At 64.4% G+C, this 20,538-nt stretch carries 19 protein-coding genes; 10 read left to right on the forward strand and 9 right to left on the reverse strand.

Annotation, left to right across the window (positions count from 1 at the left end):
• The first annotated feature begins 7 nt into the window (after positions 1 to 7).
• Both dapC and HCR84_RS06555 read left to right on the forward strand, forming a co-directional pair.
• Positions 8 to 1,144: a succinyldiaminopimelate transaminase gene (gene dapC, locus HCR84_RS06550; RefSeq protein ID WP_166983321.1), complete on the forward strand. Its 1,137-nt coding sequence runs from the start codon at positions 8 to 10 to the stop codon at positions 1,142 to 1,144.
• Positions 1,145 to 1,267: 123 nt separating this feature from the next.
• Positions 1,268 to 2,575: a citrate synthase gene (locus HCR84_RS06555; RefSeq protein ID WP_434063555.1), complete on the forward strand. Its 1,308-nt coding sequence runs from the start codon at positions 1,268 to 1,270 to the stop codon at positions 2,573 to 2,575.
• Positions 2,576 to 2,732: 157 nt separating this feature from the next.
• On the opposite strand, the gene HCR84_RS06560 is transcribed toward HCR84_RS06555, so the two are convergent.
• On the reverse strand, positions 2,733 to 5,285 hold the full coding sequence (locus HCR84_RS06560; RefSeq protein ID WP_244972580.1) for a penicillin acylase family protein: 2,553 nt from the start codon (positions 5,283 to 5,285) through the stop codon (positions 2,733 to 2,735).
• A gap of 57 nt (positions 5,286 to 5,342) precedes the next feature.
• Positions 5,343 to 6,305, reverse strand: coding sequence for a 2,3,4,5-tetrahydropyridine-2,6-dicarboxylate N-succinyltransferase (gene dapD, locus HCR84_RS06565; RefSeq protein ID WP_166983322.1), 963 nt, complete (start codon positions 6,303 to 6,305; stop codon positions 5,343 to 5,345).
• A 76-nt stretch (positions 6,306 to 6,381) separates the two neighbouring features.
• Here dapD and dapE point away from each other — a divergent pair, with 76 nt between their 5' ends.
• The 3 genes from dapE (at position 6,382) to HCR84_RS06580 (ending at position 8,926) form a co-directional block, all read left to right on the forward strand.
• A complete protein-coding gene (gene dapE, locus HCR84_RS06570) occupies positions 6,382 to 7,464 on the forward strand; it encodes a succinyl-diaminopimelate desuccinylase (protein WP_166983323.1) in 1,083 nt (360 codons plus the stop codon).
• A gap of 7 nt (positions 7,465 to 7,471) precedes the next feature.
• On the forward strand, positions 7,472 to 8,674 hold the full coding sequence (locus tag HCR84_RS06575) for a hypothetical protein (RefSeq protein ID WP_235940812.1): 1,203 nt from the start codon (positions 7,472 to 7,474) through the stop codon (positions 8,672 to 8,674).
• Between the two features lie 81 nt (positions 8,675 to 8,755).
• A complete protein-coding gene (locus tag HCR84_RS06580) occupies positions 8,756 to 8,926 on the forward strand; it encodes a DUF3117 domain-containing protein (protein WP_098408647.1) in 171 nt (56 codons plus the stop codon).
• Positions 8,927 to 9,002: 76 nt separating this feature from the next.
• On the opposite strand, the gene HCR84_RS06585 is transcribed toward HCR84_RS06580, so the two are convergent.
• Positions 9,003 to 9,632, reverse strand: coding sequence for an O-methyltransferase (locus HCR84_RS06585; RefSeq protein WP_166983324.1), 630 nt, complete (start codon positions 9,630 to 9,632; stop codon positions 9,003 to 9,005).
• Positions 9,633 to 9,715: 83 nt separating this feature from the next.
• Here HCR84_RS06585 and HCR84_RS06590 point away from each other — a divergent pair, with 83 nt between their 5' ends.
• From HCR84_RS06590 to HCR84_RS06600, 3 genes are read left to right on the forward strand one after another with little or no spacing between them, the layout of a single operon-like run.
• Complete coding sequence (locus HCR84_RS06590; protein WP_166983325.1) at positions 9,716 to 10,090, forward strand: twin-arginine translocase TatA/TatE family subunit; 375 nt, start codon at positions 9,716 to 9,718, stop codon at positions 10,088 to 10,090.
• 37 nt (positions 10,091 to 10,127) lie between these two features.
• A complete protein-coding gene (locus HCR84_RS06595) occupies positions 10,128 to 11,348 on the forward strand; it encodes an MFS transporter (protein ID WP_208322128.1) in 1,221 nt (406 codons plus the stop codon).
• Between the two features lie 17 nt (positions 11,349 to 11,365).
• Positions 11,366 to 11,956 carry a class I SAM-dependent methyltransferase gene (locus HCR84_RS06600; protein WP_166983326.1) on the forward strand — a complete coding sequence of 197 codons (591 nt, stop codon included), beginning with the start codon at positions 11,366 to 11,368 and terminating at the stop codon, positions 11,954 to 11,956.
• Positions 11,957 to 11,960: 4 nt separating this feature from the next.
• Here HCR84_RS06600 and HCR84_RS06605 read toward each other — a convergent pair whose 3' ends face one another.
• From HCR84_RS06605 to HCR84_RS06615, 3 genes are read right to left on the reverse strand one after another with little or no spacing between them, the layout of a single operon-like run.
• Entirely contained in the window at positions 11,961 to 13,127 is a 1,167-nt protein-coding gene (locus HCR84_RS06605) for an Mrp/NBP35 family ATP-binding protein (RefSeq protein ID WP_166983327.1), read from the reverse strand.
• On the reverse strand, positions 13,108 to 13,635 hold the full coding sequence (locus HCR84_RS06610) for a DUF1003 domain-containing protein (protein ID WP_166983328.1): 528 nt from the start codon (positions 13,633 to 13,635) through the stop codon (positions 13,108 to 13,110). The genes HCR84_RS06605 and HCR84_RS06610 overlap by 20 nt, the downstream gene beginning before the upstream one ends.
• Positions 13,628 to 14,905, reverse strand: a complete 1,278-nt coding sequence (locus tag HCR84_RS06615; protein ID WP_166983329.1) for a magnesium transporter MgtE N-terminal domain-containing protein — start codon at positions 14,903 to 14,905, stop codon at positions 13,628 to 13,630. The genes HCR84_RS06610 and HCR84_RS06615 overlap by 8 nt, the downstream gene beginning before the upstream one ends.
• Positions 14,906 to 14,981: 76 nt before the next feature.
• On the opposite strand from HCR84_RS06615, the gene HCR84_RS06620 reads away from it, so the two are divergent.
• A complete protein-coding gene (locus HCR84_RS06620) occupies positions 14,982 to 15,476 on the forward strand; it encodes a YflT domain-containing protein (protein ID WP_235940813.1) in 495 nt (164 codons plus the stop codon).
• An 83-nt stretch (positions 15,477 to 15,559) separates the two neighbouring features.
• Here the strand turns inward: HCR84_RS06620 and HCR84_RS06625 are convergent, their stop codons facing one another.
• Positions 15,560 to 16,978 carry an aminopeptidase P family protein gene (locus HCR84_RS06625; protein WP_166983330.1) on the reverse strand — a complete coding sequence of 473 codons (1,419 nt, stop codon included), beginning with the start codon at positions 16,976 to 16,978 and terminating at the stop codon, positions 15,560 to 15,562.
• Between the two features lie 40 nt (positions 16,979 to 17,018).
• The gene (locus HCR84_RS06630; protein WP_166983331.1) at positions 17,019 to 18,041 is read right to left on the reverse strand and encodes an endonuclease/exonuclease/phosphatase family protein; all 1,023 of its coding nucleotides are present in this window, start codon (positions 18,039 to 18,041) and stop codon (positions 17,019 to 17,021) included.
• A gap of 62 nt (positions 18,042 to 18,103) precedes the next feature.
• Here HCR84_RS06630 and HCR84_RS06635 point away from each other — a divergent pair, with 62 nt between their 5' ends.
• Complete coding sequence (locus HCR84_RS06635) at positions 18,104 to 18,967, forward strand: PHP domain-containing protein (RefSeq protein WP_166983332.1); 864 nt, start codon at positions 18,104 to 18,106, stop codon at positions 18,965 to 18,967.
• A 48-nt stretch (positions 18,968 to 19,015) separates the two neighbouring features.
• Here HCR84_RS06635 and HCR84_RS06640 read toward each other — a convergent pair whose 3' ends face one another.
• On the reverse strand, positions 19,016 to 20,434 hold the full coding sequence (locus HCR84_RS06640; RefSeq protein ID WP_166983333.1) for a DEAD/DEAH box helicase: 1,419 nt from the start codon (positions 20,432 to 20,434) through the stop codon (positions 19,016 to 19,018).
• Between the last annotated feature and the right edge of the window lie 104 nt (positions 20,435 to 20,538).

Here is a 20,538-nt window from a genome sequence, read left to right on the forward strand (position 1 = left end):
GGAATCCGTGACTCGGACACTGCCTGACTACCCCTGGGACACGCTTGTTCCGTACCGGGAGAAGGCGGCAGAGCACCCGGGAGGAGTCGTTGACCTGTCGATCGGCTCTCCCGTCGACCCGACGCCGGAGATCGTGCGCAGGGCCCTCACCGATGCGACAGACGCCCATGCGTACCCGACGACAGTTGGCACAGCCGAACTCAGGCAGGCGATCATCGAGTGGTACGCGAGGCGCCGACACGTGCCGGATCTCGAAGACCGCAATGTGCTGCCGACGATCGGCTCAAAGGAGCTCGTCGCTCTGCTGCCGTTTCTGCTCGGACTCAGCACGGGCGACGTCGTCGTGCACCCCACAGCCGCGTACCCGAGCTACGCCATCGGCGCAGCGCTCTGCGACGCGACAGCCCTTGCCGCAGACGACCCGGCAGAGTGGCCAGACGAAACACGGCTGATCTGGCTGAACTCGCCAGGCAACCCAGATGGCCGCGTGCACAGCATCGAGCATCTGAGAGCGGCCGTCGCCCGAGCCCGCGAGCTCGACGCGGTCATTGTGAACGACGAATGCTACGCCGAACTCGGGTGGGAAGAACCCTGGGCGACCGAGCCAACGCCGTGCATTCTCGACAGGCGCGTGACAGACGGCAACCGCCGCGGCATCCTCTCGATCTATTCGCTGAGCAAACAGTCGAACATGGCGGGCTACCGCGCCGCGTTCGCTGCGGGCTGCGGAGGAGTGATCGCGTCGCTGACCACCGTGCGCAAGCACGCGGGGCTGATGGTTCCCGCACCGCTTCAGCACGCGATGACCGTCGCTCTGCGCGACGACGAGCACGTTGCCCGGCAGAAGGCGCTTTACCGACGCCGGCGCGGTGTGCTCGCACCCGCTCTCACCGACGCCGGGTTTCGCATCGAGAGAAGCGAGGCCGGGCTGTACCTGTGGGTCACCGAAGGGCGCGACGCCTGGGAGAGCATCGACAGGCTTGCGGGCTTGGGCATCATCGGCGGACCGGGGCACTTCTACGGTGACCACTACCCGGACTTCGTGCGGCTCTCGCTCACGGCGTCGGACGAGCGGATCGACGAGGGGGCGGCGCGGCTGCGGGCCGCAGCATCCGGTGGAGGAACCCTCCAAGCACGGCAGTGAACCATTGTCGATTGTGACAGAAGCCGGTTTGCACGATTAGGCTGTAGGGGAGTGCTTCGCGCCGACACCACGTGCGCCGCACACTCTCACTGACTTGTGACAGACATGCAAAAAGGAGGCGCCGTGGGCGACGTCGGACACCAGACGGATGACCAGGCACGCAAGGCGACACTGACGTTTCCGGGCGGTATGGCAGAGCTGCCGTACGTCGGCGCGACGAGCGGGGCGTCGAGTCTTGACCTCTCGACGCTGACGAGACAGTCAGGCCTGACAACCCTCGATTACGGCTTCGTCAACACGGCGTCAACAAAATCGCGCATCACGTACATCGATGGCGACCAGGGAATTCTGCGTTACCGCGGGTACCCGATTGACCAGCTTGCAGCGAACTCGACGTACCTCGAGGTGGCGTGGCTGCTGATTCACGGCGAACTTCCGACAGCAGACGAGCTCGCCGACTTCGACGAGCGTGTGCGTCGCCACACTCTGCTGCACGAAGACCTCAAGCACTTCTTCTCGGCGCTGCCGCATACGGCGCACCCGATGTCGGTGCTCTCGAGTGCGCTGAGCGCCCTCTCGACCTACTATGAGAACGGGCTCGACCCGAAAGACCCGGAGCACGTCGAGATGACGACGATCCGGCTTCTCGCCAAGCTGCCGGTCATCGCCGCCTACGCGCACAAGAAATCGCAGGGACAGGCGTTTCTCTACCCCGACAATAACCTGAGCTTCGTCGACAACTTCCTTCGTCTCAACTTCGGCAACATGGCCGAGGACTACGAGGTGAACCCCGTGCTGTCGCAGGCGCTCGAGCGGCTGCTGATTCTGCACGAGGATCACGAGCAGAACGCCTCGACGTCGACCGTTCGCCTCGTCGGATCGACGGGTGCGAACCTCTATGCATCGATCTCTGCGGGGATCAACGCGCTATCTGGGCCGTTGCACGGCGGAGCGAACGAGGCGGTTCTCGAGATGCTCGGCCAGATCCGCGACTCGGGCGAGGGCGTGAGGCGCTTCGTCGAGCGTGTCAAGAACAAGGAAGACGGCGTGAAGCTCATGGGCTTCGGGCACCGTGTCTACAAGAACTACGACCCGCGTGCGCGCATTGTGAAGGAATCGGCGAACGCCGTGCTCGATTCGCTCGGCATCACCGATCCGCTGCTCGACCTCGCGCAGGAACTCGAGCAGATCGCGCTCGAAGACGACTACTTCAAAGAGCGGCGCCTCTACCCGAACGTGGACTTCTACACGGGCGTCATCTACAAGGCGATGGGGTTTCCAACGCGCATGTTCACCGTGTTGTTCGCGATCGGTCGTCTGCCTGGCTGGATCGCCCACTGGCGCGAGATGAGCCTCGACCCCCAGACCAAGATCGGCCGGCCGCAGCAGCTCTACATCGGTGAAGGCGAGCGGCAGTACCCGCAGGGTTGAGGTGCTGGCGCTGATGCGCCCTGTGCGGCGCCTCATACTGAGATGCCACGAACTGTCGGCAATGCGCGGTGCATATGCGACGTTTCTTGGCATCTCACTTTTTCAGCGCGATGCCCGCAGGAGACCGGCCTGGTGAGGGCCGTGCTCCGTGGCGGCCTCAGGACGCCGGTGTGAGCACCAGCGTGTGCTCTGCGGCATCCGCCCTGGCCTCGGCGGTAAACGCCCAGGGGAGTGTCTCATGCGCGGCCCAAAGCGGCGTCTGGTCGACGTAGTTGGGGTGAAACGCGTGCCCCGAAGAGCCCGTGAGGTTGATCCACGTTGACGCGTCGAAGTCAGACATGTCGATCACCTGGCGCATCGACGGCACCCAGTTGACCTCGTACCCTTGTGCGGCGTCCCAGCCGTTCGCATTGACGACGCTTGATCCGCCTCCCACCGAGTACGGCCCTCGATTGAAGATCTTCTCGACAGGTGCGATTCCCGACTCACCGAGGCTTGCATTGCGCACAGTGAGCGTGTGGATGCTGCCCCACTCCCACGCGTGAGGGTCATCTCCCATGAGGTCGACGGCTTCGTCCCACGCGGAGTCCATCGCCCGGGCCAAGGCTTCGTCGCGCGTGGACACGGTGTCATCGCTCCACCACGCCGACTGGCTGAGGGGGAGCAGGTTCGAGACGACCTGGAACCACCGCGCGCTGCCCTGTGGGGCCTGCGTCTTCGGCAGCTTGGGGGCGAAGACCTCCGCAAGCAGGTTCTTCCAGACGATATTGAAATAGGCGGATGCTGCGCTGTCGACGTCGTCTGAGTAGTCCCAGTCTTCGAGGAGGGCGCGTGCCTGCAGCGTATGCTCGCTCGGCGTTGCGTCGAGAAGATATGGAACGAGCACTTCGGCGATCGCATTGTGGTTGTCTGCCTGAATGTCAGACATGTCTTTAGAGGTGATCGGTGTGCCCTCGTCGATGAGATCTGTGAGGCGTTCCGTGATGCGCTCGGCGCGGTAGCCGGCATCCCAATCCGTCGTGATGAATGCCGGATAGTCGGGGCCGACGGCGGCGTTGTTCGCCGTGACGATGTAGCCGCTCGCGGGATTGTATTCGCTGGGCAGCTGATCGAAGTCGAGGTAGCCGCTCCAGCCGTTGTCGCTCGTCCAGCCGGGCAGCGGCACTGTGCCGTTCCCCGCCTTGCGCACGGGAACGAGACCGGGAGCTTGGTAGCCGATGTTGCCGTCGGTGTCGGCATAGATGAGGTTCTGACTCGGCACGTCGAAGAGCTGTGCGGCCTCGCGGAAGGAGTCCCAGTCTGTTGCCGAGTTCATGGCGAAGACGGCCCGCGGCGTGTTTCCCGGTGTGAGGGCCGTCCATTGCAGCGAAACGGCAAGGCTTTCGCCCTCTGCGGGCTCGACGCGATTTGCCGCATTGTTGGCGATTGCCGTGTACTCGCCCGTCAGTCCGCTCACGAGCGGCCCGCGCTTCGTTGAGCGGATGGTGATCTCAACGTCGTCTCCGCCCGCGACCGAGATTGACTCGGTGTGCACATCGAGGGGAACGTCCTTGCCGTCGAGACGGTATGTTCCCTCTTGCGTGTCGACCTTCTCGATGTAGAGGTCGGCGACGTCGGGGCCAAGGTTGGTGAAGCCCCAGGCGATCTGCTGGTTGTGTCCGATGATGACGCCGGGGAGCCCAGAGAAGGTGAAGCCGGCTACGTCGAACGGGCACTCATCTGAGACTGTCGAACAGTGAAGACCCATCTGGTACCAGACGGAGGGCATTGCGGGCCCCAGGTGCGGGTCGTTGGCGAGGAGCGGCTCACCCGTTGCCGTGTGCTCACCCGAGACGACCCACGAGTTTGAGCCGATGTCGCTTCCCGCGTCACCGAGAAGCGTCGGCATGCCGTGCAGAAGATCAGAGAGCTTCTGAAGTTGAGGGGCGACGGAATCGAGCGCCTCCGGATCTGCGGCAGCATCCTGATTCTTTTCGGAGCGCGACGTGATGCTCTGCACGCTCGGCTCCGTGACGATCGTCGGGTGCGTGTCGTACGGGTATGTCGGGAAGAGCTTGGAGATCTGATTCGAGCTCAGCGTTGTGGCGAGGATCGACCTGTCGATCTCCTGCTCAAGGTTCGACCGCAGATCCCACGCCATCGCCTTCAACCAGGCGACGCTGTCTGCCGGCGTCCATGGTTCGGGCGAATAGTTCGGGTTCTGAAAGCCAAGAACGGCATACTCGAGCGAGACGTCGGCTCCCGAGTGCGTATCGAGGTACGCATTCACCCCGTCGGCGTAAGCCTCGTAGTAGGCGCGAGACGTGTCATCGAGCGCCTCCACCTCTTTCTCAGCCACAGCGCGCCAGCCGAGCGTGCGAATGAACGTATCGGTTCCCACCTGACTCTCGCCGAACATCTCACTGAGCCTGCCCGACGTCACGTGACGACGAAAGTCCATCTCCCAGAAGCGATCCTGCGCTTGCACATACCCCTGCGCGAGAAACAGATCGTGCGGGGTGTCCGCCGTGATCTGCGGAATGCCCTGTGCGTCGCGCGTGACCGTCACATCGCTCTCGATGCCGGGAATCTCGATCGTTCCCTCCGTCGTCGGGAAGGAGCGTTGAACCGTCCAGAACGCCAGCCCGGCGCCGATCAGCCCGACGACAAGCAGCACGACGAGAATCCAGAGAAACACCCGACCGATGCTGCGGGAGAGAGAATGAGCCACGGTGCTCCTTGAGGTGTTTGGCTGACGGGCTTCGCGCGGACTGCGCGAAACGGGAGATTAGACGTGCAGTGTTTCGTTGAGAGTGACGCCCGACCCCGAGCGGGGAAGGACTTCCACGGCGCCCGAGACGGAATTGCGGCGGAACAGCAGGCCGGCGACGCCGCTCAGTTCCACGGCCTTCACCGAGCGCCTCTCTGAGGTCGCGGGGTTGATCACTGTCACTTTCGTGCCCGCGGTGACGTAGAGCCCCGCCTCGACGACAGCGTCGTCGCCGATGGAGATGCCGATGCCCGAGTTGGCGCCGAGGAGGGCGCGCTCGCCGATCGTGATGCGCTGAGATCCGCCGCCCGAGAGCGTGCCCATCACCGAAGCGCCACCTCCGATATCGCTGCCGTCGCCGACGATGACTCCCTGTGAGATGCGTCCCTCGACCATGGAGGAGCCGAGCGTTCCGGCGTTGTAATTGACGAAGCCCTCGTGCATCACCGTCGTTCCCGGTGCGAGGTGGGCGCCGAGACGCACCCGAGAAGCATCGCCGATGCGCACGCGAGCGGGCAGAACGTAGTCGGTCAGGCGCGGGAACTTGTCGAGGCTCACCGCGTGAATGCCCTGCCGCAGCAGAGCGGGCCGCATGCGCTCGAAGTCGGTCGGCAGCACCGGCCCGGCGTTGGTCCACACGACAATGGGCAGGTGAGCGAAGATGCCCTCAAGCGAGATTGTGTTGGGCTGCACAAGCAGATGCGAAAGAAGATGAAGCCGCAAATACGCGTCAGACGTGCTCTGCACGGGCTGGACGAGATCAATTTCGACGGTCACGATGTCGACGGTGACAGCACGGCGCGGGTCGGGAACGGCGAGCTGCTCGATGTCGGCCGGTGCAATCCACTTCTCACGATCCGTGGGAATGGAACCCAGCTGGGGGGAGGGAAACCATGTGTCGAGCACCGTCCCGTCTGCGGCGACGGTGGCAAGGCCGTAGCCCCACGCAGCTGTGGGAGTTTCGTGTGAAGCAGTGGTCATGTTCACAAGGTTACCGAAGACGTGGTGGTGCTCGGCATTCCGCTGGGCGGTACTCGCGCGCCTCTAGACTGAGAGCATGCCCCAACCGGTTCTCGACCTCTCTGCGTCATCCATCGACATCACGCGAGCACTGTGCGATATTCCGTCGGAGTCAGGCGACGAGAAGCAGATAGCGGATGCCGTCGAAGCCGCCGTTCGTCAGGCCGAGCATCTCGAGGTGATTCGCGACGGTGACACGATCATTGCCCGAACGAATCTCGGGCGCGAGCAGCGCGTCGTGATTGCCGGACATCTGGACACGGTTCCGATCACGCACAATGTGCCGTCTCGATTCGAGACAATCGACGGGCGCGAATACCTGTGGGGCCGCGGCACCGTCGACATGAAGGCTGGCGTTGCCGTGCAGCTGAAGCTCGCCGTCGAGCTGTCGAATCCCATTGTCGACCTCACCTGGATCTGGTATGACCACGAAGAAGTTGCCGCCGAGCTGAACAGCCTCGGCCGCATTGCGGCGACACGGCCGGAGCTTCTCGACGGTGATTTCGCCATTCTGGGGGAGCCGACGGCAGCGCAGGTCGAAGGCGGATGCAACGGGAGCCTCCGCGTCGAGCTGCGGGCCTTCGGAACGCGCGCTCACTCCGGTCGCTCGTGGGTTGGGGTGAATGCCATTCACAAACTCGCTCCGGCGCTCACGGCGCTCGCCGATTATCGGCCCGCAACCGTTGACGTTGACGGCCTCGCGTACAGGGAAGGACTTAACGCGGTGGGCATCACGGGCGGCATCGCCGGCAATGTGATTCCAGACGAGGGCATGATCCACGTCAACTACCGGTTCGCCCCGGACAAGACGATTGATCACGCGCTCGAGCACGTGCGCTCGGTCTTCCCCGACTACGAGATCACCGTTGTGGATCGTGCCGACTCGGCCCGGCCCGGACTCGATGCTCCTCTCGCACAGCAGTTTCTCTCGGCCGTCGGGGGAGAGGCGAAGCCGAAGTACGGGTGGACCGACGTTGCTCGATTCTCGGCACTCGGCGTTCCGGCCGTCAACTATGGGCCGGGCGACGCACTGAAGGCGCACGCCGATGACGAGCGCTGCGCAACCGCAGAGATCACGCAATGTGAGCACGGCTTGAGACGCTGGCTCACCGGCCGGTGACCGACCGGTGACCGTGTCGCCTCTCATCGCTCGGTGGGTGCGCATCCCCGACTGGGGACGTGTGCTGCTCATCTATGGCGCCGCACGACTCATCACAACAGCGATGATGCTGTGGTTCGCGGCGAATCAGACGGCGAACCCCTGGACCGGACCCTCGCCGGAGTACCCGGCATTCGCCTCGATCTGGGACGGGCGCTGGTACCAGATCGTTGCGTTGTCGGGGTACCCGAGTGATCTTCCGATCACAGATGACGGGCACATCGGCGAGAACGCCTGGGCGTTCATGCCCGTCTATCCGGGAATCGTGCGGATTGTGATGGGCCTGACTCAGCTTCCGTGGGAGATCGCAGCACTCGTCGTCTCCGTGCCCTGCGGCTTCGGAGCCGCTCTCGTGTTCTACCGGCTGATGCGCGAGGTGCTCGACCGCCGCACCGCTCTCTTCTCGGTCGTGCTGTTCTCCGTCTCGCCCGTCTCGCCGATTCTGCAGGTGGCGTATGCCGAATCGCTGTATCTGCTGCTGCTTGGCCTTGCCCTGTTGCTCGTGCTGAGGCACCGCTACCTCACGGCGATACCGATCATCTGTGTGATGGCGCTGACACGCCCAAGCGGGCTCGCCTTCGCCTTGTTTCTGCTGCTGCACCTCGTGCATCGCATCGCGACGCGATCGCGGCATCCATTCAGCCTCTCGGCATGCGTACGGCTGTGCGTGGCCGGCATCGTCAGCGCCATCATGGGGCTCGCGTGGCTGCTCATCGCCTGGGGCGTGACCGGCTCCCTGACGGCGTACACCGATACCGAGCTTGCCTGGAGGTCGTCGTACGTCGGATACGGCCCGCTCGTTCCGTTTGAACCGTGGATCGACGGTGCCACCTGGTGGTTCGAGCGGTGGTTCGGCGTCGGCTTCGGCGCCGTCGCACTCGTACCCGTGCTCGCTCTCGTCGTGATCGGACTGCTCAGCAGACCAGCGCGTCGGCTCGGCGTCACCCTTCGACTCTGGGTCGTCTCGTACCTTGTCTACCTGCTCGCCGTTTTCTTTCCGCAGTCGAGCACGTTTCGACTTCTCGCCCCCATCTTCCCGATCGCCGGCGCGTTCGCTGTTCCGCGATCGCGTGTCTACCGTTCGGCGGCCGTCGTCGTGAGCCTGGCGCTGCAGTGGGCCTGGCTGTGGGCGTGCTGGCAGGTGAGCGGATACGACTGGACGCCGCCGTAATCTGCGTCTGTGTGACAGGGGATTGGCACCGAGTCGGAATTCACGGGATAATGGGGTGACACTGCACGAAAGGGGAGCCGAATGGCAGCAATGAAGCCGAGGACCGGAGATGGGCCTATGGAGGCCGTAAAGGAAGGTCGGCTGATCATTGTCCGTGTGCCGTTGGAAGGGGGCGGACGACTCGTCGTGTCAGTGAACGACGATGAGGCCAAAGAGCTCCACGACGCACTGGCTGGCGTTGTAGCCAGCTAGAGGCGGCAAGGCAACGCTGTGGGCGCGCGATCGAAAGTGATCGCGCGCCCACAGCGGTTTCAGGATGCTGGCTGGCTCAGCCCAGCTTCGTTACCTGCAGCAGGCCATCGCCGACGGGGCTGAGGGCGCTGACGACGGCGTCGGATGTCGCGACTTCCTCGATGATCGAGCGGAAGGCCGCTGTCACGTCGTCACGCTGGGCCGGGTCGGACACCTTTCCCTTGTGCAGCGCGCGGGGAACCACAACGGTTCCGCCCAGCCGGACGAGTCGCAGAGCATGTTCGACATTCTCGATCACGTCGGCCGGGTCGGCATCCACGAGCACGAGGTCATACGAATCTTCGTTCATGCGGGGGAGCACGTCACGGGTTCTGCCCGTAATGAGGCGTGTGCGCGCCGAGCCGATGCCAGCATCGACGAAGGCGCTTCGCGCAGCACCGAGATGCTCGGATTCTGAGTCGATCGTTGTGAGTACGCTCCGCGGCTGGGCCGACAGCATCCAGAGGCCGGAAACCCCGCAGCCCGTGCCGATCTCCATGATGTTGCGCGCCGACGTCGCGGCGGCGATGAGCGCGAGCTGAGCTCCTGTTCCGGGGGACACGGGGGCAACGCCGAGCTCAAGCGATTGCGCACGTGCTGAGCGGATGGCCTCCGCTTCGTCGACGATGTCGTCGGTGTACTTCCAATTCGACTCTTGTGTAGACACGGCGGCTCCTGAATCTGTTCGATTGCCAGTGTATGTTGCCGTTTGGCGGCATACCTTGAGGCGCGACACGGTAGTCTGAATTCGTGTTCGGTTTGACGGCAGACAAGATCATCATCATCGCTGTCATTGCCGTGTTCCTTCTCGGGCCCGAGCGTGTGCCGATGTACGCGGCGAAGCTCGCCCAGCTGGTGAAGAACGTGCGCAATATGGCGAAAGACGCCAAGTCCCGTATGCGCGATGAAATGGGCGATGACTTTGATGACATCGACTGGCAGAAGCTCGACCCGCGTCAGTATGATCCCCGTCGCATCATTCGTGAGGCGCTCCTCGACGAGGACGAGCCTGAGACGTCGGTCATCGAGCCAGCGACGAACGAGCCGAAGCCGGAATCTCGACAGCAATTGCTCGAGTCCGGCAAAGAGGTGATGGCGCCGCCTTTCGATGCGGAGTCGACCTGATCCGACGGCACTCTGCGCCGAGTGATCGGCAGCGTCGATGATGGAGCCGAATGCCTGGAGCGGGCACACGCGGGGAACTCCGGCATATCGGCGGGTGCTTTTCGGGCTCTTTCTCGCCGGCATCGCGACATTCGCACAGCTCTACGCGCCTCAGGCCGTGCTGCCGCTCATCGCGCGCGATCTCGAGATCACCGAGGCGACATCGGCCCTCGTCATCTCGGCGGCAACCCTCGGCCTTGCGATCGGTGTGCTTCCGTGGTCTCTCGTCGCCGACCGCGTGGGACGTGTTCGAGCGATGATCGTTGCCGTCTGCGGCGCCACTGCCGTCGGCTTCGCCGTTCCCTTCGCCCCAACGCTCGAACTGATGCTCGCCGGGAGGCTCGTCGAAGGTCTGCTGATCGGCGGGGTCCCTGCCGTTGCCATCGCCTACCTGACTGAGGAGATCACGAAGCAGCACGCGGCCCGCGCAGCGGGCACGTACATCGCCGGAACCACGATCGGCGGGTTGAGTGGTCGAATCATCGCGGGACCCATCGCCGCCCAGACCACGTGGCAGACGGGTGTGATCGTCGTCGCCGGGCTGTGCGCCCTGTGCGCCCTTGGCTTTGCGGTGCTCGCCCCAGCACCCCGCGGCTTCGTTCCGTTGCGAAAGCGGCAGCAGAGCGGGCCGCCGGTGCTCGAGCGAATTCGCGGGGCCGCGGGATCCCCCCAGCTTCTTGCCCTCTATGCGCAGGCGTTCCTGCTCATGGGCGGCTTCGTTGCCGTGTACAACTTTCTGAGTTTTCGGCTCATGGCCGCGCCCTTCTCGCTCGCACCGGCGATCGTCAGCTTCATTTTCGTCGCTTATCTTGCCGGCACATGGTCCTCGTCGAGGGCCGGGGCGCTCGCCGTGCGGTTCGGACGGCTGCCCGTTCTCGTGGGTGGGACGTTCGTGATGATTGCGGGCGTCATCGCCACACTGAGCGATGTGCTTGTCATTGTGCTCGCCGGCCTCGTCGTCATGACTGCAGGGTTCTTCGCCGCGCACGCGATCGCGTCTGGATGGACGGGGGCCGTGGCGACGGTGGGGCGGGCCCAGGCATCGTCACTGTACAACCTCGCCTATTACGCCGGATCGAGCGTCTTCGGCTGGTTGGGTGGCGTGTTTCTTGCCAGCGGCGGGTGGACGGGAACCGCGCTGATGGTCGTCGGCCTCGCTCTCTGCGCCGCAGTGATCGCTGTGGCGACGCTGCGCACGCGCTACCGCGACGGCAGCTGATTCGGTATTCTCGCGCCATGGCAATGACCGATCCACCACGAGTGCGCTGGCCGGAGTTCGACGACATTCGACGCCGGGCTGTCGCGACAGCATCCGGAACCGTTCTCGAGGTCGGTGCGGGAACGGGAGACAACTTTGAGCACTTCGGCGACGGAATCAGGTGGATTGGCCTGGAACCGCACGCGGCCTCGCGTTCCGCTCTGCAGCGAACGGCACGGGAGCGCGGTCACGAGACGGAGGTGCTCGACGCGCGCAGTGAGCGCATTCCGCTTCCGGACAACTCCGTTGACAGCGTCGTCGCGACATTTGTGATGTGCTCTGTCGACGACGTTGCCGCCTCGCTCTCAGAATTTCACCGTGTGCTCGTTCCGGGTGGTCAGCTCGTGCTTGTCGACCATCTGGCGGCACCGCGAGGCACGGGCACACGAGCTCTGCAGAATGTCGTCTCGCCGATCACGCGAATCGTCGACAAGGGATGCCGCTACAATCGCGAGATTACGGCAGAGATCTCGCGGGCGGGGTTCTCGCAGCTCGTGGCGAACTGGTACCGCCTTGCTGTGCTTCCCGGCATCGCAATGCCGTGCGCTGTTCACACGGCGGTCGCCTGACCGCTTACCGCGGCGAGAGACCGAGCGTACGCCCGGCGAGATCTCTGCCCTTGCGCAGAAGCGCGTCGGCGGCCTTCTCGATGGCGGCACGCGCGGGGTCGTCTGATTCGTCGAGAACGAGGGGACGGCCGCGATCGCCTCCGTCGCGCAGCGCGACGCTGAGAGGCACCGAGGCAAGCATGGGCACAGAGTGCCCGTCGGTGGAGAGCCTGCTGGCCACGTCGTTTCCGCCGCCGGAGCCGAAGAGATCGAGCACGCTGCCGTCGGGCTGCGTGAGGCCCGCCATGTTCTCGATCACGCCAACGACAGTCTGGCCTGTCTGCCGTGCGACGCGGCCCGAGCGCTCAGCTACGTCTGCGGCGGCGGGTTGTGGAGTCGTGACGACGACAACCTCGGCGTGAGGGAGCAGTTGCCCGACCGAGATCGCGATGTCCCCCGTTCCCGGCGGCAGGTCAAGCAGCAGCACGTCCAGATCGCCGAAGTAGACGTCGGTGAGAAACTGATTGAGCGTGCGATGCAGCATCGGGCCCCGCCAGGCGACGGCTGTCTGCGTGTCGTCGACGAACATGCCGATCGAAATGACCTTCACGCCGTGCGCGATGGGAGGGAGAATCATGTCTCCCACACGGGTCGGCGTCACGATCAGCGGCTCTCCGTCGTCGTCGACGGCACCGGGAACGAGGCCGAGCAGGCCGGGAATGGAGAACCCATGAACGTCGGCGTCGACAAGGCCGACGGTCAGACCGCGTTTCGCGAGCGAAACCGCGAGGTTCGCGGTGATCGTCGATTTTCCGACGCCGCCCTTGCCGCTTGTGATCGTGATGACGCGGGTCAGCGACTGCGGCGTGAACGGCATCTCGCGCCGTGCGCCGCGCAGTCGTTCGATGAGCGCTGTGCGCTCGGCTGGCGTCATGACACCGACGTCGATGGTGACGTCGGCGACACCCTCCACAGCTTCGGCAGCTCGCCGCACATCGTTCTCGATCGCTGTCGCTGCCGGGCAGCCGACGATGGTGAGGGCAATGCCGATCGAGACAGCACCGGAGCCATCTGCCTCGACCGAGCGCACCATATCGAGATCGGTGATGGGCTTGCGGATCTCCGGGTCGATGACACTCTCGAGAGCACGGCGAACGGAGCCGGCAAGGTTGTCAGGAGTCGTGTGTGTCATCGGAATCGGGTGTCTCCATCTTCTCGTCGAGTTCGTCAAGCAGCGCGCGGAGCTCCTGTCTGATGAAGTCCTTCGACGCCATATCGCGCATTGCCAATCTGAGGGCGACAACCTCGCGTGCGAGGTACTCGGTGTCTGCGAGGTTGCGTTCCGAACGCTGACGATCCTGCTCGATCTGAACGCGGTCGCGGTCGTCTTGGCGGTTCTGCGCCAGAAGGATGAGCGGTGCGGCGTAGGAAGCCTGAAGCGACAGCACGAGCGTCAGCGCCGTGAAACCCAGTGCGACCGAGTCAAATCTGCCCATCTCAGGGCCCCACGTGTTCCAGGCCATCCAGGCGAGGCAGAAGACGGTGAGCGCGAGCAGGAACGCTGGCGTGCCCATCGCCCGCGCCACCCATTCGGTGAAGCGTCCGAACCGGTCGCGGTCTTCGCCCTTGCGAGCAAACAACGGTGTGCGCACGCCACGGGGGGCGTCGAGTCGCTTGTCGTCTTTGGGAGACCTAGCCATTCGACGACCTCCTCACGCTCTCAGACTTCACGGGTTCGTCCTCGTCTTGGCTGCGCCAATCATCGGGCAGAAGATAGTCGAGGATGTCGTCAACGGTCACCACCCCGACGAGTCTGTCGGCGTCATCGACGACGGGAACCGACACCAGATCGTAACTGGCAAGAATGCGCGTCACTTCAGCGGCCGATGCCTGCGCGCTGAGCGGCTCGAGGCTCTGATCGAGAATGGCGCCGAGCCTTTCGTGCGGTGGGTGCCGCAGCATCCGCTGATAATGCACCATGCCGAGGAGCTTCCCCGTCGGCGGCTCATAGGGGGGCAGCGTGATGCACACGGCAGCCCCCAGCGCGGGAGGCAGGTCGGCCTTGCGAATCAGCGCGAGCCCTTCGGCAACCGTCGAATCGGCCGAGAGAATCACCGGCTCCGTCGTCATGAGCCCGCCGGCCGTGTCTGGCTCGTACTCGAGCAGCATGCGCACGTCGTCTGCCTCTTCGGGCTCCATCAGCCCAAGCAGCTGCTCTTGGCGATCGTCTGGCAGCTGCGCCACAAGGTCGGCAGCGTCGTCTGGCTGCATCTGATCCAAAACGGATGCTGCCCGCTCATCGTCGATCTGGGCGAGCAGCGACACCTGGTCGTCGACCGGCATCTCCTCGAGAGCGTCAGCGAGGCGGCTGTCGGGCAGCTCCGACGCCACCTCGAGCATGCGCTCGCGCGGCAGCTCAAGGATGGTGTTCGCCAGGTCGGCTGGCTTGAGGTCGCTGAGGCTCGCCACGAGGTGCTCTGCCGATTGCGCTTCGTTGGAGATCTTCTCTCGAATCTCGCGCCAGGTGGCAAAGGCAGTTGGGCCCTTCGCGAAGAGCGATCCGGATGTCTTCGGGCGACGCACAAAGTACTGACTCACGCTCCACGCGCCCTGGCGCTTCTCATCGATGGCGACGTCTTCGATCGTCGCCTCGCCCGAACCGTCGGCGAAGTCGATCTTGCGTCCGAGAATCTCAGCGATCACCCGCACCTCACCGCCGCGTTGCTCAAACCGGCGGAGGTTGATGAGACCCGTTGTGATCACTTGGCCAGGCCCGATCGACGTCACCCTGCCGATCGGAACGAACACGCGGCGCTTTCCGGGTATCTCGACGATGAGCCCCACAACGCGCGGTGGGTCATTTGTTCGATTGACAACGAGCACATCGCGAACCTTGCCGACCCGATCACCTGCCGGGTCGAACACAGTGCACCCCGCGAGGCGGGCGACGAAGACTCTCGTGGTACTCACACCACTAACTTAGACCGCTTGCTCTCTCTCTGCTGACGTCACGCGACTGCACAGAGAGGCATGGGACAATGTTGGTGTGAGCTATCAACAGTCGTCCGGACGCGGTCGCATGTCATTCCAAGGCATCCCGCACGGAGACACCATTGCCTCGTTCGAGTCCTACCCCGAGGCGCAGCGCGCCGTCGACAAACTCGCTGCCGCCGAGTTTCCCGTGAAGAAGGTGACGATCATCGGCAACGGTCTGACAAGCGTTGAGCGCATCACGGGAAAGCTCAGCTATGGCCGAGCCGCGGCGAACGGTGCGATGAGCGGCGCATGGCTCGGGCTGTTCTTCGGGCTGCTGCTCATTCTGATCAACCCTCAGTCCGACCTCATCTTCGTCGGCGCTGCCGTCTTGATCGGCGCTGGCTTCGGCATGTGCTTCACCATGTTCACCTACGGAGTCAACCGCAAGCGACGCGACTTCAGCTCCGTTGCGCAGATCGTGGCGAGCTCCTATTCGGTGATCGTCGAGCCAGAGCTGGCGAACAAGGCGCGGCACGAGCTCGGCGTCGAGCAGCCGCCGCTCTAACGATACGACGCGGCAGCTGACCGCCGCTCGGCGAAAGCGGATGCTGCAGGGCAGCGCCCGACAGCATCCACCGTGCGCTCTGCCTACTTCGCGTTCTGACGCGCGATCCAGGCCTCAACCTCGTCGGCTGTGCGCGGGATGTCAGAGGAGAGGTTGACCGCGCCGTCCGCGGTGACCAGAATGTCGTCTTCGATGCGCACACCGATTCCGCGCAGCTCTTCGGGAACAGTGAGGTCATCGGGCTGAAAGTACAGGCCAGGCTCGATCGTGAAGACCATTCCCTCGGCGACCTCGCCGTCGTGGTACATTTCGCGCCGCGCCTGCGCACAGTCGTGCACGTCGAGGCCGAGGTGATGGCTCGTTCCGTGCACCATGTAGCGGCGGTGAAACTGGTTCTCTGTGCGAAGCGACTCTTCTGCGGTGCCCGGAAGCAGGCCCCACTCGGCGGTCTTCTCTGCGATCACCCGCATCGCCTCGGCGTGCACGTCGCGAAAGATGATTCCCGGGCGAACGATGGCGAACGCGGCATCCGCGGCTTTGCGCACGGCTTCGTACACGCGTCGCTGCACGTCGGTGAAGGTTCCGCTCACCGGGAGCGTTCGGGTGATGTCCGCCGTGTAGAGGCTGTCGAGTTCCACGCCAGCATCCATCAGAATGAGGTCACCCGGAACGACGGGGCCGTCGTTGCGCGTCCAGTGCAGAACGCACGCGTGGGGGCCCGCCGCCGCGATCGTGTCATAGCCGACCGCGTTGCCATCGAGGCGCGCACGTGTGTAGAAGGTGCCTTCGACCGCTCGTTCGCCTCGCCGTTCGCGCACGATGCGCGGAAAGTCGGCGATCACGTCGTCGAAGCCGCGCTGTGTGGCGTCGACAGCGGCCTGCAGCTGTGCGACTTCGTACTCGTCTTTGACGAGACGCAGCTCCGAGAGAACCGATGCAAGCTCGCCATCATCGAGCGTGACGTCGTCGTTCGAGGTCGACAGCGTATCGATGTGCGCCGTGGCAATGTCGAGGTCTGCGGCGACCTGGGCCAGTGACGGACGCGCGCCCGTCCAGAACTCACCGATTGCGGGGTTGGCGTAGAACTCGCTTGAGCTGCGGTCGGCGCGCTCCCGAAAGTACAGAGTGACGTTGTGGCCGGATGCCGCGGGCTCGAACACGAGCACGGAGTCAGGCTCGGCGTCTGACCCCCATCCCGTCAGATGTGAGAACGCGGAATGGGCGCGAAAAGGAAAGTCTGTGTCGTTCGATCGAACGGCGAGCGAACCGGCCCGTACGACGAGGCGCCGACCAGCGAAGCGTTCGGAGACGCGGTCGCGGCGGTGTCGCGCGTATGATGCGGACTCGCGAGCGGGCGGCAGCTGATCGGCTCGCTCGGCCCAGTGCGATCCGATGTAGTCCTGAAATGCGGTGCTCGACGGCGTCGTCGAGCGGTTTGACGTGCCCGTGACCTCGGCGCGTGTGGCGCTTGTCTGGGCGGAGTGTGACGTGGAGGTTTCCATGCCCCCATTGTCTCACCGCTTGGCTGAAGGCGAGCTCTGGTCAGGATGTCGGAACAGGACGAAGGTGCGCGATGACCGGGCGGTGATCGCTCCCCGCCTCGTCGAGATTCGTGACGACGCGAAACCCAGTGACATCCCAGTTGCTCGTTGCCATGACGTGATCAATCGGGGTGCCGAGCAGAGCGGGCCAGTCGCTTCGCCACGTGCCAACGGCTCCCGCGCCCGCAGCAGATGCGGCATCGCTGCAGCGGCCGAGGACGCCGCCGTGTTCGCCGAGCGCCGCCATGTGATCGACTGTCGCGTTGAAGTCGCCCGCCATGATCACGTTGTCGCTCGCGCACTGCCTGGCGAGCCACGAGAGGTCGTTTCGCCAGTTCTCCATCTGCGTTTCGAGCGGAGAGACGGCGTGCACGGCGACGATGCGCGGACCGTCGCCGCTTGTGGGCTCGAGAACGACGGAGGGCAGCACCGCCGTGTTATCGTCGCGGTCTTCGCTTGTTGAGACCTGTCGATACTCGCCGAGTCGGGGGCTGATGAGCACGGTCGTCGATCGGGCCTTCGACACGGTGTCAAACGCGACAGTGTGCACCCACATCGGGTTCCCCGCGTCACGCATCGCCAGGGCAATGTCGATGCCGGTCTGCTTCGTCGTCTCGGGAAGCGTCACGACATCAGCGTCGGAGTCAATGGCAAGTTGCGCGATCTCGGCGGCTCCCGGTGCGTCTCCGAGAGTGTTCCACGTGAGAACCGTCACGTCACTCGTCTGAGCGTCGTCCGTGGTGTCGAAGCCCAAGCCCCGCACGGTGACAACGCCGCCGACGGCGACGCTGAAGATCAGAAGCAGCGCGGCGACCGAGCCGGCGAACCGGCGAAGCGGGCGTGCGAAGCAGAGCAGAAGCAGCACGATCGCCACAGCAGCGGCGCCCAGCGCCGTCGCTGTTCTCAGCGCAACAGCGTGCGCGATGATCCATGTTGTCTGCAGTCCGAAGAACTGGGGCCAGGCAAGAACGGTCAGCGCCACGAGGATCGCGAGCGTCAGGAGTGCGCCAAGAAACTTCGACATCGCCGCACACACTATCGAGGGTCTACTGAGAGAACGCCCCGCAGTGACCGTAGGATTCCCCTATGACACGTGAGCTTCCCAGCCCGGCAGATCTGCACACGCACTCGGCGGTCTCCGACGGCACGCAAAGCCCCCGCGCGCTCGTCGCGGCCGCCGCGGCAGCCGGAATCGGAACGCTGGCGCTCACCGACCATGACTCGACAGCGGGATGGGAAGAGGCAAGCGATGCCGCACTCGATGTCGGCATCGCTCTGATTCCCGGAATGGAGCTCAGCACACGTCACGGGCACAGAAGCGTTCATCTTCTCGCGTACCTCGTCGACCCGGAGAATCGCGCGCTTGTCGACGAAACCGCTCGCATCAGAGAGTCGCGCCTCACTCGTGCAGAATCGATCGTCGAGAATCTGGGGGCGGACTTCGCCATCACGTGGGACGATGTGCGCGCCCAAGCGCGTCCCGGTTCGACTCTCGGCCGACCGCACATTGCCGACGCGCTCGTTGCGAAGGGCATCGTCGCCGACCGAACCGAAGCGTTCACCGACATGCTCCATCCGGCACGGGGCTACGTCTTTCCCCACTACGCGCCCGACCCGGTCACTGCTGTCGCACTCGTGCGCGCGGCAGGGGGAGTGCCCGTGCTCGCACACCCCGCGACGATAGGACGAAGCGGCATGCTCTCAGAGAGCGCCATCCGCGAACTCGTCGACGCCGGTCTGTTCGGACTGGAAATCGACCACCGCGAGAACACGCCGGAGGGCAAGACTCTGCTTCACGCCTACGCGCAGCGATACGGGCTTGTCGCGACGGGATCAAGCGATTTCCACGGTGCGGGCAAACCGAACCTTCTCGGTGAGAATACGACTCCGTCGCCGGTCGTTCAGAGCATCGTCGCGGCCGCAGATGGGTGGTCGCCCGTCATTCCGTAGCGGACAAGGGCGGCAGCGGCTGGGTACCTCGTGAGGCTGGGTGCCCCGTTATTCTGACGGCGTCGACGCGGAGCGCCGGCGGCGGCGCCGACGCGGAGCGCTGTTGCCGTCCCTGTGCTCCGGACCGTGTCCGTCGTGCACACCGGACGCCTCAGACGCTGCCTGCTCAGGGTGCGCAGACGAGTGCTGATCCGCGCCCTGGCCCGCGCCGCCGGTGCGGCGCCTGCTGCGCTTTCGCGGTTCGCTGCGCGACGTACGCTCGCTCGGTGCGATCTCGGGCCGTTTGGCGATGATGCGACCCTTGGTTCCCTCTGCGATGTCGAGATCGGCGTAGAGGTGAGGGCTTGAGGAGTACGTCTCTGTGGGTTCGGGCTGGTTGAGCTCGAGTGCCCGATTGATGAGCGTCCACTTGTGCATGTCTGCCCAGTCGACGAAGGTGACGGCGATTCCCGTCTTTCCTGCTCGCCCCGTGCGACCGACACGGTGAAGGTACGACTCATGGTCGTCGGGGATCGTATGATTGATCACGTGTGTGACGTCGTTGACGTCGATGCCGCGGGCGGCGACATCTGTGGCGATCATGATGTCTTTCTTGCCAGCCTTGAACGCGGTCATCGCGCGCTCCCGCTGCTCTTGATTGAGGTCCCCGTGTACGGCGACGGCGGGGAAGCCGCGGTCGCGCAGCTCTTCGAGGAGCTTTGCAGCGGCACGCTTCGTTCGCATGAAGATGATCGTCTTGCCTCGGCCGTTCGCCTGCAGAATGCGGGCGATCGTCTCGTCTTTGTCGAGGGCATGCGCACGGTAGACCAGGTGCTTGATGTTCGCCTGGGTGATTCCCTCATCTGGAGCAGCAGCGCGAATGTGGATGGGTCTCGTCATGAAGCGTCGAGCAAGGGCGACGATCGGCGCGGGCATCGTCGCCGAGAACAGCATCGTGTGCCGCGTCGTCGGAGCGACCGAGAACAGCCTCTCGATGTCGGAGAGGAAGCCGAGGTCGAGCATCTTGTCTGCCTCGTCGAGCACCATTTCGCGAACACCCGTGAGAGACAGAACACGTTTGTTGATCAAGTCGATGAGTCGACCGGGCGTCCCGACGACGACCTGTGCGCCGTTCTGCAGCTGTTCGATCTGGCCCTCATATGCCTTGCCGCCGTAGATCATCGCAACCTCGACGTCGCGGTCTGCTGCGGCGACCTCGAGATCTTGCGCAACCTGTGTTGCGAGCTCGCGAGTGGGAACGACGATGAGGGCCTTCACTCCGGGCCCTGGCTGCGCGCCGATGCGCTGCAGGAGCGGCAGACCGAAGCCGAGGGTCTTGCCCGTTCCGGTCTTTGCCTGCCCGATGATGTCCTGACCCGTCAGGGCGAGAGGAATCGTCTGCTCCTGAATGGGGAATGGTTCGAGAATATTTTTGCGTGCGAGAGCGTCGGCCATGTCGTTGTCGACGCCGAGTTCTGAAAATGTCACGAGGTAATTGCTGCCTTGTCCGTGCCGAAAATGGTCTACGCCTGTTTTCGTTCACGTAAGGCGTAGTCACCCGATCCGATGCCGGGCTCGCATCGAGCTTAGCC

The sequence above is a fragment of the Paramicrobacterium fandaimingii genome (assembly GCF_011751745.2).
Classification (GTDB): domain Bacteria; phylum Actinomycetota; class Actinomycetes; order Actinomycetales; family Microbacteriaceae; genus Paramicrobacterium; species Paramicrobacterium fandaimingii.